This window comes from Myroides gitamensis (assembly GCF_029894455.1).
In the GTDB taxonomy this organism is placed as follows: Bacteria; Bacteroidota; Bacteroidia; order Flavobacteriales; family Flavobacteriaceae; genus Flavobacterium; species Flavobacterium odoratum.
This window is the reverse complement of the sequence record NZ_JARYHN010000001.1, coordinates 2415680-2432040: the sequence shown is the minus strand read 5'-3', so window position 1 is coordinate 2432040 and position 16361 is coordinate 2415680. Positions and strand designations below refer to the sequence as shown.

Annotated in this window: 12 protein-coding genes and 1 pseudogene; 1 reads left to right on the top strand and 12 read right to left on the bottom strand. The window is 36.9% G+C overall.

Annotated elements, in window-relative coordinates; genetic code table 11:
* Positions 1-60 precede the first annotated feature (60 nt).
* A complete protein-coding gene (locus tag M2306_RS10725) occupies positions 61-915 on the top strand; it encodes an energy transducer TonB (protein WP_236594061.1) in 855 nt (284 codons plus the stop codon).
* Positions 916-945: 30 nt separating this feature from the next.
* On the opposite strand, the gene M2306_RS10720 is transcribed toward M2306_RS10725, so the two are convergent.
* From M2306_RS10720 to M2306_RS10665, 12 genes and pseudogenes are all read right to left on the bottom strand, one after another.
* Entirely contained in the window at positions 946-1341 is a 396-nt protein-coding gene (locus M2306_RS10720; protein ID WP_036462946.1) for an ExbD/TolR family protein, read from the bottom strand.
* A complete protein-coding gene (locus M2306_RS10715; RefSeq protein ID WP_002990356.1) occupies positions 1322-2032 on the bottom strand; it encodes a MotA/TolQ/ExbB proton channel family protein in 711 nt (236 codons plus the stop codon). Before M2306_RS10715 ends, M2306_RS10720 begins: the two co-directional genes overlap by 20 nt.
* Positions 2033-2122: 90 nt before the next feature.
* The gene (locus M2306_RS10710; RefSeq protein ID WP_115092641.1) at positions 2123-3274 is read right to left on the bottom strand and encodes an MFS transporter; all 1152 of its coding nucleotides are present in this window, start codon (positions 3272-3274) and stop codon (positions 2123-2125) included.
* A gap of 122 nt (positions 3275-3396) precedes the next feature.
* Positions 3397-4056, bottom strand: coding sequence for an ankyrin repeat domain-containing protein (locus tag M2306_RS10705; protein WP_498882858.1), 660 nt, complete (start codon positions 4054-4056; stop codon positions 3397-3399).
* Positions 3968-4375 (bottom strand): ankyrin repeat domain-containing protein, encoded by a 408-nt coding sequence (locus tag M2306_RS10700; RefSeq protein WP_498882857.1) that lies wholly within the window; start codon positions 4373-4375, stop codon positions 3968-3970. The genes M2306_RS10705 and M2306_RS10700 overlap by 89 nt, the downstream gene beginning before the upstream one ends.
* A gap of 21 nt (positions 4376-4396) precedes the next feature.
* The gene (locus M2306_RS10695) at positions 4397-5431 is read right to left on the bottom strand and encodes an ankyrin repeat domain-containing protein (protein ID WP_498882856.1); all 1035 of its coding nucleotides are present in this window, start codon (positions 5429-5431) and stop codon (positions 4397-4399) included.
* Positions 5424-5849: a hypothetical protein gene (locus tag M2306_RS10690; protein WP_498882855.1), complete on the bottom strand. Its 426-nt coding sequence runs from the start codon at positions 5847-5849 to the stop codon at positions 5424-5426. The genes M2306_RS10695 and M2306_RS10690 overlap by 8 nt, the downstream gene beginning before the upstream one ends.
* Positions 5846-6361, bottom strand: coding sequence for a hypothetical protein (locus M2306_RS10685; RefSeq protein ID WP_259190865.1), 516 nt, complete (start codon positions 6359-6361; stop codon positions 5846-5848). Before M2306_RS10685 ends, M2306_RS10690 begins: the two co-directional genes overlap by 4 nt.
* A gap of 161 nt (positions 6362-6522) precedes the next feature.
* Positions 6523-11368: pseudogene (locus M2306_RS10680) on the bottom strand (DNA repair ATPase).
* Positions 11369-11487: 119 nt separating this feature from the next.
* Positions 11488-13560, bottom strand: a complete 2073-nt coding sequence (locus M2306_RS10675) for a flotillin family protein (RefSeq protein ID WP_115092646.1) — start codon at positions 13558-13560, stop codon at positions 11488-11490.
* Between the two features lie 30 nt (positions 13561-13590).
* Complete coding sequence (locus tag M2306_RS10670) at positions 13591-14298, bottom strand: YqiJ family protein (protein WP_259190867.1); 708 nt, start codon at positions 14296-14298, stop codon at positions 13591-13593.
* 211 nt (positions 14299-14509) lie between these two features.
* The gene (locus M2306_RS10665) at positions 14510-16177 is read right to left on the bottom strand and encodes a formate--tetrahydrofolate ligase (RefSeq protein WP_259190868.1); all 1668 of its coding nucleotides are present in this window, start codon (positions 16175-16177) and stop codon (positions 14510-14512) included.
* Between the last annotated feature and the right edge of the window lie 184 nt (positions 16178-16361).

The following is a 16361-nucleotide window of genomic DNA, read 5'->3' as shown; positions in this document are numbered from 1 at the left end:
ATCGTTATAACCTTGGGAATTACCCTATTGTTTTTCCTTCTTTTATTTTTTATCAAATTTATGGATAGTCACACGTCGTATACCAGTTTTGGTGGAGGCGGAGGTGGAGGAGATGGTGTTGCTATCTCGCTAGAAGGAACGCCTGGAGATCATTTGACAACTTCATCTAAACCCGTTGAGGTTGTACAGGAAGAACAACAAATTGCAAAAGCAGAACCGGTAGAAGAAAATAAGGTGTTGGCGTATGAAAAAGGAGAGGAAACTACGGTTGTTGTAAATAAAAAGGACGAAACGAAAAAGGCGAAACCCGTTGTTGAAAAACCATTGGAGAATGTAGCTAAAAAAACGACCGAAAAGAAAACAGAAGCAACAGAGAAAAAAGCGGCTACACCAGCTAAGCCAGATGTTTCTAACACAACAAAAGATGCGATTAGTAGCTTTATGAATGGTGGAAGTGGTTCTGGAGGTGGTGGAACGACAGGTTCTGGAAAAGGAGGATTATCAACCAATGGCGGATATTATGGTACAGGGACTGGAAATGGTACAGGAAGCGGAAGCGGTGTAGGAAGTGGAACAGGATCAGGTATCGGAAGTGGATCTGGTGGTGGAGTAGGAAATGGACATGGTGATGGTAGAGGTGACGGAGTCAATTATTCTCTTGATGGACGAAGCGCAACAGTCAAAGCGATTCCGAAATACACATGTAATGAAATAGGAACAGTAGTTGTTGAAGTTTGGGTGGATCAAGCTGGGAATACAGTAGAAGCTAGAGCTGGTGTAAAAGGAACAACCAATACTGCTAGCTGTTTACTAGAACAAGCAAAGATTGCAGCTTTACAAACCAAATGGCAAGCCAATGATAAGGCCCCTGCAAAACAAGTAGGAAAAATAGTCTATCAGTTTAAACTAACATAAAAAAAGGAGCGATTTTCATCGCTCCTTTTTTTATTGCTTTTGTGTAGCTATTACAAACTTGATGTTGTTTTTTACACCAATCTGTAAAACGTCTACAAGTTCTTGAATTTGCGAATTAAATGGGATTCGTATAACAACCGATTGATCGGTATTTCCTCCTAATTCTGCTAATAAAGTCTGTTCTAATGCCTCGTATGGGACTTCAGTCTTATTAATGAAAAAACGTTTATCTTCTGTAACCGATATGGTCAAGTGCTGTTTATTCGTCTTTTCATTTGATGCTGCTTTTGGAAGCATCATTTTTATCACATTGGGATTTGCTAATGTCGATAAAATAAGAAAGAATAAAAGCAAGAAGAACATAATGTCACTTAAAGAGGAAGTCGCAATTTCCGCTTTAAAGCGTTTATTTCTTTTGATTGCCATTTGGTCTTTGTATTGCATTAATAAAATCTAAAATCGTTTGTTGTGTATTCAACAAATAAGTATCAATAGACGAATTCAGCAAGTGATACGCTGCATACGCTATAATACCAACAACTAAACCAGAACCACTACTGATCATTTTCTCATATAGTCCTCCTGAAATATTAGCAATACTAATATCCTCTGAAATACTAATGTTGTAGAAAATACGGATAACCCCTAAAATTGTTCCAACGAAACCTAAAGTAGGAGCAATACCGGCAATTAATCCCAGGTGACCCATCTTCTTTTCCATTTTTCCAATTTCAATAGTCGCTAAACGCTCCATATTGGCTTCGATTTCAGTAATCGGTCTTCCAATTGAATGTGTACCTTCTAGAATGACTTTCGTATACGAATTATTGTCTCTTGACAAGGTTAAATCAACAGAATCCATTTGACCTTTCTCCAATAGGTTGAGTGTATTGGGAAGTACAGTTGCATCGTATTTCGTTTGTTTTCTAATATACAAATACCTCTCAATGGAAAGATATATCGTATAGATAAACAAAAGGATAATCGGAATCATAAAGATTCCTCCTTTAAGAACAAAATCTAACGCAGAAATTTGACTTTCTTGAGTTACTACTTCGTTTAAATCAGTTACGGCAGTAGTAATTGCATCTGGTGAAGCTTGCAAAAATGTAAACATTAATGATAGTTTAAAATATGATCAAATATAAAAATAAAAATGAACAATCGTATGGGGTTTAGCGATTCAATTGTTACAGAATTTATAAATTTAGTTCGAAGTATCTAGCTTGATAAATCGATTTAAAAGCGTAATAGACAAACCGAAAAGGGCAATAATAGCAAAAGCAGTCTGTAAAGAAGAGTGCTGTGCAATAAAACCAATCACGGGTGGCCCTAAAAAGAATCCAATAAAACCAATGCTCGTTACTAATGTTAACGCTTGTTGTGGTGGCATTATTGTACTATTTCCTGCTAAATGATAAACCATAGGTACAACTGCCGAAACACCAAATCCAACAATCATAAACGATAAAATAGTGGTATAGACATGGGGAAATAAAACCGCAGCACCTAAACCAATAAAAATAAGTAAACCACAAACGGATAAAGTTTTGCGCTCTCCATATTTTCGTACGGTATAATCCGAGATAAAACGACCACTAGCCATGGTGAACATATAAGCCGTTAAGCCATATCCTACTAATTCAATAGGAGCTAAGGCAATGTGTTTCATGTATTCACTAGACCAATCAGTCATAGTTCCCTCTGTCACCATCGAAAAAAAGGCGAGTAAGCCTAAAACGGTTAAATTCTTATCGGGCCAATTCCATTTTTTTTGTGCTGTAGCTTGTTCTTTTTCTAGCGGAGCTGCATCAGGTGTTAAAAATTTAAACAAGAATAGGGAGGCTACAATACCTACCGAGGAAAAGTAAATGAAATGATCGAAAGGCGGAACGTAACTGCTGATCATTTCAGCACCTAACCAGGAAGCTGCAAAACCTCCAATGCTCCAAGTACCATGGAGAGATCCAATAATTTGTCCTTTGTATTGTTTGGACACATTAATCGCTTGGGTATTGATGGAGATATTGGTGAGGTTGCTAAAAACACCAAATAGAACCAAGTTTATTTTCAATTGCCAAAGGATGTCCCAATAGCCAATACCGACCAATAAGACAAAATAAGAAAGTAAGAAATACAACGTAGAACGTTTACTTCCCAATTTAGCAATAATAGAACCTGCAAAGGGCAAGGAAATTAAAGTCCCAATTGAAATGTACAACAGGACAAAGCCCCAAGCCGAATCATTTACTTCAAAATATTCTTTGATGGTAGGAATTCGCGAAGCCCATGAGGCAGAGACTCCACCAAAAAAGAAGAATAAAACCGTAACAGCTATTCGAGCCAAATGTTTGGACATAAAGTTGAATTAGAGGATTGTAAATGCGTTTGTTTTAGGAGACAAAGGTATAAAAAAGAAGAACGACCTGTTGCTCAGATCGTTCTTGATTTTTATGTACTCTTTATTTTTTTATAATGTGTTTAATTCTCTGCTCCAGCCATTAACAGTTGTTCAACAATTTCAGTAAAGCCTTTTTCACTGGCATAAGCCATTGCACTTTTGCTGCTATCATCTACTTGGTTAAGGTTTGCACCTGCATCAATCAATAAAGCCGTGAAGTCATTATGTCCTTGATAAGCAGCTACAATCAAGGGTGATTCACTATAGGCATTTAAGGCATTGATAGCCGCTCCTTGGTCTACTAATAGTTTAGCGATAAATCGATTGCCAATTGCTGCGGTATAATGTAAAGGGGAATTTCCATTCAGTAGGCTACTATTAATATCAGCTCCAGCTTGAATCAATTGCTCCACCACACCAATATTGGAATTTTGAACTGCTAATACGAGAGGAGTTTGCCCCTCATTGTTCACTTCATTAATTGTTGAGGTATCTTGTTTGAGCAAGGCTTTTACTGTTTCACTTTGCCCATTGTACACGGCTTGATGTAAAGGAGTATTGCCATTATCATCTTTTTGACTAACACCTGCTGTTTTAGATAAAGCAACAACTAAATCTCGCAATCCTGCCGCTGTTGCATAATCCAAGGCATTAAAACCTTCGTTGTCTTTGATGGTTTGATCCGCCCCTTTGACTAAGGAAGAAAAGAGCTGTTTCTGTTTTTCCTGCTTTAATAGCATAAAGCAAAGGTGTTTTTCCTTCTTTATCCGTAGCATTGATATCCGCTCCGCCTGCTATTAATAAGGTGATGATTTCTTTATTGCCATTTTCTGCAATGCGGTGAATGGGTGCCTGACTGTTGTTGTTTGCTTGAGAAACATCAGCCCCTGCTTGAATAAGCAATTGAACCAAATCCCTCGCTCCCTTGATACAGACATAATATAGCGGGGTATTTCCCAACGCATCTCGTTTATTAATATTGATCCCGCCTTTTTTCAAAAACGCTTCAATAACTCCTTTTTGTCCTGCTTTACAGGCATTTAAAAACATGGTATCCATAGCAATTGTATTCCGTTTGTATTACATCTTGTTGAGGATCACCTTAACAAGGGCTTCATTATTTTGTTCCACAGCTAAATCTAATGCTGTTTTTCCTTGATTATTCACTTGATTGATTATCGACGCATCCGCATCCAACAGCAAAGTTCCAATTTTTTTGGCAGACATCGCATGATGATTTAGCGCTGCGTACATCAAAGCCGTATTACTTTCTTTATCAAGTAAGCGAGTATCCGCATCGTTATCTAATAAAAGTTCGATAATATTATCTCGATCTTCATTGCCTGCAAAGGCAAATAACATTAATGCCGTTTGTCCACTGTTATTGGTTTGATTGAGATTATAATCTGCATCAATTAAATCTTCTACCATGGAGTTCATTAACCCAGAAAGTTGTTGGTTGCTAACTAAGTGCATCAACGCGGTTGTTCCATCGTGCTGGTGAATCGTATCATTAACTTGTAAATCACAGCCCAACAGTAATTTGAAAATCTGACGAATCACGCGATCTGTTTGCCCACCTTGTACACCACGACCTAAATTGTAGATTGCTTTTTCTAAAAGATAGTAAACGGCTGTCGTTCCATTGACTCCTGATTTTAGGTTAACATCTACCTGATGTTTCACCAAGAGTTCAACCATTTCTGGATTAGGGTATTCACAAGCTAGCATTAGCGCCGATCTTCCATTTGCATCAAAGAGTTGATTGATATCCTCTCCGTTGTTCAACAGTGCTTGTACGGCTTGTAAATCGCGATTCAGTACGGCTTGATTTAAGTCCATGCCTCCTGTGACTAAGGCTAAGGCATCTCCACTGAGAATGGCAGCAATTTCTTTAACATCTGCACTTTGAGCATAGTAAATTGGTGTGCGATCAAAGATATCTTTGTCTTCCGGATCAAGAAGTTGATGCGTTAGAATCACTTGAATGGTTTTACCCGTTGCTTCAATTACGCCTTCAATATTTTTGCGGTGAACCAAGCGATAGCACAAGACATGAAGCAAGTTTTTCCCTTCTTCTCCAACCTGATCTACTTTGATGTCAGTATCAGCCATGGCTTGAATGAAAGGATAACAAGCCGCTTCGCCTGCTTTCCAATAGGCAGGAATCCCTTCTTGATTTTTCTTTTTGGGGATTAACTCCTGCTTTGATTAAAGCCATCGTACAATTGTAAATCGCTTCAGCCAAAGCCGCATAATCTTTTTCATTGGTGTGGGCTTGCGCCAAGTAGTGTAAAGGCGTTTGATCTCTATCGTTTGTTCGAGGTTTTATTCCTTCTTGATGTAAGTAGTTAATCGTATCTAAATCGAGATAACGCGCAGCCAAATGGTAAAGCGTATCTCCTGTAGTTGTACTTATTTTTTTGTCTTCTAGTAACTGAATTTGTTCCAACACATTTACTTTTTCTCCTCCTCGAGAGAACTTATTGCGAACATAGCAATCTTCTATTCCTTTAAATATCGTTTCATTCATTCGCTTTCCTTTTTATTTTGTTGGGCTAATGCTATCGCCTGATTTATATTTTGATAATGGTGTTTTTCGATTAGTTTAGGCACATGAAGGAGAATTTCATCCCATTGTTCCAGTTGAACCAAACAGTCAATTTTGATGCGCCATAAGTTATCCCATACTTGTAATGGAAAATGATCCGTATAAAATTGATTAATTGGCTGTAAGTAATCCTTGTTTTTACCTTGCATCGCTTTGATTTTATTTAGGATGGCGGAATCAGCAGAAGGAATTTCTTTCAGTTGATTAGAGGTCAATGCAAATGCTTGGTCCAATAGGAGTAGAGCCGTATCAGGCAATTCAGCAAAATAAAGACACAACGCTTTGTTGTATAAGTTGGCGAGATTTTCAGGTTGTTGACTGACTAGTTGATAGGCTTCCAAATACCGTCCTTGTATCAGTAGGAGTACAAGGGAAGCATCGTCGTTTTTTTCTATCAGCGATTCATTTTGACGCTGAGATTTTCCTAAGAGCATAATTTTTTTTATTTGAATAAGCTTGTTTACTAGTAAATATACCATTTTAAAAAAAACCATACAATTACATCCTGCGTTTTTGTTAGAGGATTTGGTACTAAATACAAGAGAAGTAAAGCGAATAAAAAAAGCGATTTGTAGCTATACAAACCGCTTTTGAATTATTTTATTTTGATTGCCTGAGCAATGCTTGCTAAATTTTGGTTGAAATCCATCAGCTGATTAATGACTTGAGCTGCTTGATTATCTTGACCGGCAAAACTCAATTTGTTCTGCTTGACAAATATGGTTTTGATGTTCTCCCAACGTTCACGCTCTGTTGGAGAAAGTTGATTGGCCAATTCTTTTAATTTTAATAGATTCGCTTCTGTATCGGAAGTTAAAGTTTGCGATTCATTTTCATAATGCGTCAACATCAACTCCTCAATTTCTTTCTCATTCATTAAAGGAACGATTTTGCTAATCATCTTATTCATATCGCGATAAGAACCTTGTAATTTAAAAGCAGGTTCAGTACGATAGGCATTATCCATACTTGCACTGATAATGTATTGTTGGTTAACCTGAATGACCAAATCGCGAATAATGATCGATTTTTTCAATACGGCAGTAAAGGTTTCAATTTCTTGCGCACTAAAATTACCTTCTAAGGAAAGTGTTTCTTCCGATTGAGTTTCGATATGGGCAATTAGACGATAAAAATCATCCAAGCTCGTACTGCTCAATTGTTGTAAATACGGATTTTCCGCAATTGCATTTTCTAGTAAACTCAGTTTGAACAAATGCTCAGTACTGCCAATCACATCTCCTAAATTATAAGTATCTGCTCGGTTGGCTAACATATCGGGGATTTGAAATTTCTCTCCTGATTCCGTATAAGGGTTTCCTGCCATGATAATACAAAAGCGCTTCCCTCTCAAATCATACGTTTTACTTTCTCCTTCAAAAATTCCATCCATTTTACGTTGACCATCCGCCAATGAAATGAATTTCTGTAAAAATTCAGGACTACAATGCTGGATGTCATCTAAATACAACATCACATTGTCCGCCATTTCAAAGGATAAATTTATTTTCTTTAATTCCTCTCGAGCACCTGAAGTTTTTGCTTCATCTGGATCAATTGACGTAATAGAATGACCAATCGTTGGTCCATTAATTTTGACAAAATGCAAACCTAGCGTATTTGCTAAGTATTCCATTAAGGTTGTTTTTCCATATCCTGGAGGAGAAACCAAAAGCAACATACCCATACGAGCTGTGCGTTTATTTTCTCCATGAACCCCAATTTGCTTCGCTAAGTTGTTTCCAATTAAAGGGAAATAAACCTCATTAATCAATTTGTTTCGCACAAAAGACGTCAAGACACGAGGTTGTAGTTCATTGATCTTTAAACTTCGTTTGTATTCGCTGAGTAACTGTTCTTTTGTTGCTATAAAGGCGCGAAATAAAGGCACAGTTGTCGCTTCAAAAGAAATTAGCTTATCCATGAAGTGATGATAATCCAAGGTGTAAGTATCTTGAACAATAAGAGGGTGATTGCCTTTTAATGTTTTTAATACGATGCAATCCTGACTCTCTTTGATGGTATAATTATACTGTTTTTCAAAAAGAAGTAAATTACAAGCTTCATCCATGTATTTGCTTAAAACAGCTGATTCAGGATGATGCCCCAAATAGGAGTACAGCCAGTTTTGAATCAGATAGAAACGATCTAAAGGAGATAAAAACTCTTCCTGAATATCGTTTTCAAAAGTAACGAGCGCATTCTTTTGCTGTAAAAAAGCAATAAACTCTTTTTTGAGTTGATGGGCTTGTTGAGATTTAGTAAAATAAGTTCCATCAGTAAACTCTTCAAACAAATATTGCGTAACCGCTTGTTTTGATTCTACTAATTGCAAAGGAGATTTCCATTGCAGATATAAATCATCCAACTGCTGTAAAATATACTGATAGTTTGCACTAGAAGGGAAAACCTTTTGTACCGCAGTGGCGCTGTTGATTTGTTTAATTAGTGTTTCTTTTAAAGGAGCCTCCAACTGATGCCAAAAGAACTGAGCAGATACCCGAATAGCAGGAGCATAGGTAAGAATTCCTAGGTCTGTCTTTAGTTGTAAGAGGGCTTGTGTAATCTCTAAGGCATCAAAATCATGCACTCCTTTCAGGTAGCCTTCGCCATAATTTTGTTCTGCTCTCAGCTTAATCGCTTCTTGTAATTCTTCAATTCTTTGATTCGAAAGAGACTGCATCACTTGATACGCTAAATACTCCGCTCTGTAGACATGGTTGTTTTCAGAAACAAGATCCTGATTCCAAATTTCTTTATAGGAATAAATACGATCCTCTTTGATCAGAGAAGTGAAGCTAGTACCCGTTAGGTGATAATACAACAAATCATTTTTTCGAATGATGGTTAAATCTAACGGTTGCTTGTTCACAGCGAATTTATGCGAACCTAAGCTGATGATATTTTCACCATCAACAAATAAATCTTGCTTATCTCGTAAAGTGCGAAGAGCATCTTCCTGACTTGTTTTTACGCTGTTTTCTAGATTTTCTGCTTTTGAAACATCGCCTAATTCGCGTAGTTCAATTATCAGTTGACGTACTTTATCTACCATCAAATCGGAAGAAAAGAAAGCCAAGATGTCTTCTTTTGATTTAAAAGAAGCCGATTTATTTTCAATATTTTTTAAGATGCGAATACCAATCTGCTCTAAAGCTTGGGTGCGTCTATTGATTTGTTCAACTAATTGCGTTTTTCTCGTGTCAAAAGCTTTGGACACTTCTTCGCGTTTGTCTGCAATTTTTAAGATGAATTCGTCAAAATCTGCAAATTTACTCTCGAGTTCTTCTACCTGAACACTGACTTTAGAATGATACTCATCGCATTTTTCTGGAGAATTGGAAAGCTCTAAAAAATTGATGATGCTTTGATCAAGTAAAGTCAATTGAGCGTGAAATTCTGCAATAGATTCATTGGTGCGCAATGCATCGATTTTGCGTTTTAATTGCGCGCGTACTTCATTCAACGAGGCAAAAATAACAGAGATTTTAGCTATTATCTTGGTCGCTTGCGTGGTATCTTCAATTTTTAAACTGTTGAGAATATCAATGAGTAATTCCAATTCTGCAGAGATGGATTTACAACTTTCATCAATCGCATGTGCATCGATTACTTTCGTTACTCCATTGACTTTTTCTTTTTGTTGAAGTACTTTTTGTTCATACGGAACTAAAGCCTTTTCCTCTAAGAGAAAAGCAATCGTTTTATCTGAAAGGGTTTCATTTGTTTGCCCTAACTTTTCTTGATACCCTTCTAAAACAGTAACATCAATGTATTTGATTTGACGGGAACTAATAATAGCCCCAAGGAGTTTTCGATTTTCAGCCAGTAAATGAACCAAGCTTTCTAGGGTATCGCCTTTAGCATTGGTTACATTGAATAGTTGTTTTTCAACAACAGTCTTCAATTCCACTAAGCGAGCAGCAGCCTTTTTGCGTTGTTCTTGAACTTTTTCAAATTCGTCAATTGCGGTATTGGCAATTCCTTTGATTTGTTCTAAAGGCTCATTTAAATGCTTCGTCTCTGTGGTATTAATCCAAAAATAAGCATCAATAACATCATTTGCCTTTTTGGCAATGGTCGCCATATAGGCCTTCGTAGGAATCTTCTTTGTCGATGAGGTGAATAATCTCTTGACATTCAGCCATCGCCTTTACCAGATCCTTATTGCCTATTTTGTAGAGTTGATTTTCTTTTTGCTCCTTGTTTTCAATTAAAGTCGCTGTATAAGGCGTTTGCCAGATTTGAACGACATGGTGTTTTACCGCATCATTTTCAGAACGGAAATAAATGAGTTTACCATCGTTAAACAACGTAAATCCACTACAAACGATAGGGGTTTCGATTTGTTGTTTAATAATGTTATACGACATCAGTGTATAAATGTGCTGTTCGGCCTGGTAAAAGATATACAAGAAATCTTCTCCATTATGAGAAGGAATCTGTTTGATAAACTCAAGATCTTTGATGTTGTTGTCAAAAATTTTGTACTCACCACTTTGTAAATAATAACCATTGGAAAAAATAATTCCTTGGCTATCTGGAAGTAATATACCCGTGTGATTCAACGCGGATACATTGATTACTTGTTTGGTTTTGGTATTAAAGATAAAGGCGCGAAACTCTTCTTGATACGGCTTGATGCGAAGGGCAATAAAGTTCCCTAAATCCGCATAGTAGTAGTCCGCATCATCCAGCTGTTGATCAATATTCTTTACTGGTTCAGCGTAAATTCCCTGACCATTACTCGTATTGTCTTCAATCTTAAAGGTAATATCCCCACCAACGGCTTCTATAAAGACTTTATCTTGAATGGAAACATGGGGATGAACACCCAGGCGTCTGTTTTCAAGGGTGGTTTTATTCCATGTAAATTCAAACTGTGGACTTTTAACTACTTCGTGAATGCTGCGATCATCTTGATAAATCAGTTGATCATCTTTAATCAACCATTTAAAAGCTTTTAAACTATCTACATTTTTGCTGGTTTGAAAAACCATATAGAGGTAATTCTCCGTTTTCTTAAATCGGCTAAAAATAGAATCTCTATAGTATTTATATAAATTTTGGTAATCGTTGATAAAGTTTGCATCGCTAATAAAATCCAACGGTTGAGGTACAAACTGATTGTTTTCAAAACGATAGATACTGAATACATCACTGAGTTCAATGGTCGTTTTTAATCCAAAGTGAACATTATACCCAAAAATACAGATGTTGTCAAAGGCAATAATGCCTCTGGCAGTACAATTGTTTGCTGTGGTAATGCGTTGGTTGGCGATAAGCTTAAGATCTACAGCCGTAAAAACTTCTTTTCGGTCATCATTAAGTGCTTGTAATCGTTTGATTAAATCACTTTTCTGTTGTTGAAGCCTGCGCTGTATAATCTCATACGTATTTGAATCCAAAGATTCTATAGGTTGTTTTTCTAATTCAGCCATATATAAAGGATACTTTGTATTAACCTAGTCTAGCTAATACGGAGGTAAATTAAAAATAGAGTAGAGGAGTAGCGAATAAAAAGTCACTCTTTTTTTACAAAGAGTGACTAGAATAACGATTATGATAATTTCTTATTTCCTATACCTAAACGCTGTACAGCATCGGAGATCGTCCCCAATAAACCTTGATTTTCATCTGTAGCATTATGTTGCATTTTCATTATTAAAGCTGCAATACTCAAGTTTTTCAGGTCTTCTGTTGTTACGTTAAACTGTTGCGCGTAATATTTAATATTGTCAAATAGATCACCTTGGTTGATGGACGTTCCATCGCCTAAGAGAGCCGTTTTAATATCTTGTACATTCTGACTCTTGTCAACCAATTGATCAAATCCTTTGGCACGACTTACCTGGTTGATAATATTTTCAAAGAACATCGTTTCACCACCCACAATATCGATTTTTGCTGTTTGTAGCGCAGAAGAAAGGACATCTGCTTGGGATTTAGCAATATCTTTTTGAATGTTTAATGCAGCTAGTTCTACTTCTTTCTCTTTTTGAAGTTGCAACTTGAACTCTTCGTGTTCTTTTCCAACACCGTCCATTTGCTTCATTGCATCTGCTTTCTCTTTTAATCCATCTGCATCTGCAATCGCTTTTTCTTTGATTACTTCTGCTTCTGCCAATCCTTCTTTGCGTTTTGCTTCTGCTTTCGCCGCGATTCCTTCTGCTTCCGCTGTAGCAATACGTTGAATTCTTGCCGCTTCAACAATACTTTCTTGCTCAATTGCTTCCGCTTTTGCTTTGATTACTTCCGCTTCAGCAAGTCCTATAGTAGCGTCTTCACGCGCTTGTGCATCTGCTAAGATCTTACGTGCTTCAGCCTGTTTAATAGAAGCTTCTTTTTGTGCTTCTGCTTCAATCAACATTTGTTGTGAAAGTTGTTCTTGTGCAAATTTCTTCGCTTCTGCTTCCTTAATTGTCTTGATTAAGTTTTCTTCAGCAATTTTACTCGCATGGGTAATACCTACTTGTTTCTCTCTTTCAACTTCTCTGAAAGCTTCCACATCTTTGATGCCTTGTTGCTCCTCAACTACACCTTTTTCAAGCTGTACTCTTTCGCGAATAACATTCTGAATCGTCTTCTTTTCTTCTTCTACCGCACGCTCTTTATTAATTTGAGCTAGTGATACAATACGCTCACGTTCTGTTTGCTCTAAAGCACGGTCTTTTTCAACGCGCTCCGTTTCAACTGCATCGGTACGCTCTTTGTTCTTCGCCGCAATAATAACCTGACGAAGTTTGTTTTCTTCTAATATTGCTAAGCTCTCTTCTGTTGAGATACGTACACTTTCAGATTTTAAACGCTCTTCTTCGCGTACTTTTTGAATCTCAGCTTCTTCACGTGATTTGATGTTGTCAACTTCTCTGCGTTGTTTCTCTTCTTTTTCTGATAATTGTCTTTCTAATTCAAGAATCGCCTCGCGAGCTTCTACATCTTGTTTTTTGATTACTTTTTGCTCATCACGGCGAATCAAGTTCGCATTGATGTTTTGTAAAGCCGTTAATTCCGTAATTTTTTTAATCCCTTCCGAATCTAGAATATTTTGTGGATCTAAATAGGATAGATTAGTTTGCTCTAAGTAGTCAATCGCACAGTCATCCAAAATGTAACCATTTAAATCACGACCAATAATATTGATAATCTCATCTCTAAATTCACGACGAGCCTCATATAGTTCAATAAACTCAAATTTCTTTCCTACTGTTTTTAGGGCTTCAGAAAACTTTGCCTCAAAAATGTTACGCAGGGTTTCTACATCACTTGCGCGTTCACAACCTAAGGTCTGTGCAACGTTAATCACATCGTCAATGGATTTGTTGACGCGAATAAAAAAGGCCACCTTGATATCGGCACGGATATTGTCTTTACAGATTAATCCCTCTTTTTGCATACGGTCTATTTGAAGCTTTTTTACGGAAATATCCATGATTTCCATTTTGTGAAATACAGGAACAACATAGATTCCTTTATTAAAAGCAACTTTGGTACCGCCAATACCTGTTCTAACAATTGATTTTCCCTGCGGTATTTTCTTGTAGAAAGTAGCGAGTACAGCAAAGAATAATAGAATTAATAGAAATAAAGCACCAACGATGATTGCTATTATTGTTCCTAATCCGAAGTCCATAAAATTTGTGTTTAGTGATTGATAAAATGATTACATGCGTTTGACCACATAATATAGGTTGGTTGTTTTTGATCTTTCTATTACGTAAACTCGATCTCCAAATTGGATGGGTTCTCCATCCCAGCTGGCTACCATAATCTTGATAGGATCTTGATCGACCACTAGCTGCATAATCCCGTGTTTATCTGTATCAATACTCGATTGCATTAACCCTTCACGACCAATGAAATCAATAGATTCATCTCCGTGATAACCTGTTTTTTTTAAGAAGTTACCCAAAGGAAGGGTAACATAATGCGTGAGAATAATAGCTACGATAGCCAAGGGAATCAGTATGATAATAGACCAATTGCCTAATTTGATGATATGCGGTGATATTGTAGTTAGTAAAGAACCCGCCCAAGTGAAAAATTTAAAAATAGTCAACACCATCATAAAAGGTACTTGCCCTACATTCATATAATGGAGGAGTTTTATAAATAGATTCGACTCATGAGATAGGGTAGGTTCGTCAATATCTGGGTCTTTATCGTGTAGAATATCCACGTGATTTTGCTGTAAGTCAAAATTAGTATCTACATCGACATCAACGTCTACATCCGGTTGAGCGTCTATACCTATTCCATCTAATCCCCCCATAAGAGCTGAAAATAACCAATAGATGACTGATATAATCATCAAGACGGTCATGATGGCGTTAGAAACAGGGAAAAATAAGTGGTGAATTATATCTTTCATTAAAAATAGGTGATATACGTATTTTTATACGCTATTTTTTCTAAATTTTCTCAAATATAATGAATATAGTTTTTAATTGTTAATCACAATTTGTTAAAAATTAAATTATAAATAAGAGTAGGGGTTATTTGTTTAATTCCTAGTTTAGGGAATAAAAAAAAGCGAAAAATTCAATTTTTCGCTTTTTTAACTAGGGTATAAAAGATGAGAATTAGCTTAAACCTTCTACTAATCCATCTACTAAGTCAATTTTTGTTGCTTGTGGTACTTTAGGAAGTCCAGGCATACGCATAATATCACCAGCAATAGCCACGATAAATTCCGCACCGTTGTTAATCACCAGGTCATTAATAGCAATGGTGAAATCTTGTGCTACTCCATATGCACTGGCATCTGCTGAGAACGAATATTGTGTTTTGGCAATACAAACAGGAAACAAATCGAGTTTTGTTCCTTTGATTTGATTTAATTTTTTCTGTGCAATAGGGCTAAAAGTAACCGCAGTGGCTCCGTAGATTTTTGTTGCAACTGCTTTTATCTTATCAGCAATCGTCAACTCATCCGAATAAGGGAATTGTAATGGTTGACTAGGATTGGTTTCAATCATCTGTATGACCTCATTTGCTAAAGCTATAGCACCCGTTCCTCCCTCAACAAAAGCATTGTTTACCGCAAAACCTAATCCATTAGCACGACAATAGTCCTCTACCAATTGGATTTCCTCTGAACTATCTGTCGCATATTTATTAAACGCAACCACGATACTTTGTCCAAATGAACGCAAGTTTTCTACGTGTTTTTGCAAGTTCTCCAATCCCTTTTTAATTCCTTCAATATGTTTGTCCTTAATATTTTCTAAGGCAACACCACCGTGCATTTTTAATCCTTGTGCAGTAGCAACCACAACCGTTAACTTTGGTTGTAAACCGGATTTTCTACATTTGATATCAAAGAATTTCTCTGCACCTAGATCTGCTCCAAATCCAGCTTCTGTAATTACATAATCGCCATAACTCATCGCCATTTTAGTCGCAAGCACAGAATTACATCCATGAGCAATATTAGCAAAAGGACCTCCGTGAATAAATGCAGCTGTATTTTCAGTGGTTTGAACCAAATTCGGATTTAAGGCATCCTTCAATAAAACAGTAATAGCCCCAGCTACACCTAAATCTTTTACCGTAAACATACTGCCATCATAGCGATAACCTAAAAGAATGTTTTCAATACGTCTGCGTAGATCATCAATATCAGTTGCTAGACACATAATCGCCATAATTTCTGATGCAGGTGTAATATCAAAGCCACTTTCTTGAGGTACACCATTGGCATTTCCTCTTAATCCTGTGGTGATATAACGCAAGCTGCGGTCATTGACATCCAATACTCTTTTCCATAAAATTTCTTTGATGCCATTAGCATCCGCTCTATTTTGATAGATGTAGTTGTCTAGTAACGCACTTAAGGTATTGTGTGCAGAAGTAATCGCATGGAAATCCCCTGTAAAATGCAAGTTGATATTTTCCATTGGCAATACTTGAGCATAACCACCACCAGCTGCACCACCTTTCATTCCAAAACACGGACCTAAAGATGGTTCTCTTAACGCGACAACCGCATTTTTTCCAATTTTATTTAATCCAAGGGCTAAACCAATAGAAACAGTAGTTTTCCCAATTCCTGCTTTTGTAGGAGTGATGGACGTAACCAAAATTAAATTCGATTTTTTTTGTTGCTCTTGTTGTTGGGCTTCTAGTTGAACTTTCGCCATGTTTTTGCCATACGGAATTACATACTCCTCCGGTAATTGGATATTTTTAGCAATTTCGTAAATGTTCTTTAATTCACTCTCTCTTGCAATCTCAATATCTGTTTTCATAGTAAATAGAAATGTGTTGTTATGCAGTAAAGTTAAGTCTTTTGATAGAATATTGAAATAGGAGGGATGGTTTGTTTTTGTCAGGCGGTGAGATTGGTGAGATTGGTGAGGCGGTGAGATTGGTGAGGTGGTGAGGTGGTGAGATTGGTGAGATTGGTGAGGTGGTGAGGTGGTGAGGTGGTGA

Excerpts from the sequence above, each read along its gene's own strand:
- M2306_RS10700 (WP_498882857.1), bottom strand. The coding sequence starts at position 4,375 with ATGGATACCATGTTTTTAAATGCCTGTAAAGCAGGACAAAAAGGAGTT.
- M2306_RS10705 (WP_498882858.1), bottom strand. The coding sequence starts at position 4,056 with ATGCTATTAAAGCAGGAAAAACAGAAACAGCTCTTTTCTTCCTTAGTC.
- M2306_RS10665 (WP_259190868.1), bottom strand. The coding sequence starts at position 16,177 with ATGAAAACAGATATTGAGATTGCAAGAGAGAGTGAATTAAAGAACATT.
- M2306_RS10720 (WP_036462946.1), bottom strand. The coding sequence starts at position 1,341 with ATGGCAATCAAAAGAAATAAACGCTTTAAAGCGGAAATTGCGACTTCC.
- M2306_RS10690 (WP_498882855.1), bottom strand. The coding sequence starts at position 5,849 with ATGAATGAAACGATATTTAAAGGAATAGAAGATTGCTATGTTCGCAAT.
- M2306_RS10725 (WP_236594061.1), top strand. The coding sequence starts at position 61 with ATGGATAGTCACACGTCGTATACCAGTTTTGGTGGAGGCGGAGGTGGA.
- M2306_RS10715 (WP_002990356.1), bottom strand. The coding sequence starts at position 2,032 with ATGTTTACATTTTTGCAAGCTTCACCAGATGCAATTACTACTGCCGTA.
- M2306_RS10670 (WP_259190867.1), bottom strand. The coding sequence starts at position 14,298 with ATGAAAGATATAATTCACCACTTATTTTTCCCTGTTTCTAACGCCATC.
- M2306_RS10695 (WP_498882856.1), bottom strand. The coding sequence starts at position 5,431 with ATGGCTGATACTGACATCAAAGTAGATCAGGTTGGAGAAGAAGGGAAA.
- M2306_RS10710 (WP_115092641.1), bottom strand. The coding sequence starts at position 3,274 with ATGTCCAAACATTTGGCTCGAATAGCTGTTACGGTTTTATTCTTCTTT.
- M2306_RS10675 (WP_115092646.1), bottom strand. The coding sequence starts at position 13,560 with ATGGACTTCGGATTAGGAACAATAATAGCAATCATCGTTGGTGCTTTA.
- M2306_RS10685 (WP_259190865.1), bottom strand. The coding sequence starts at position 6,361 with ATGCTCTTAGGAAAATCTCAGCGTCAAAATGAATCGCTGATAGAAAAA.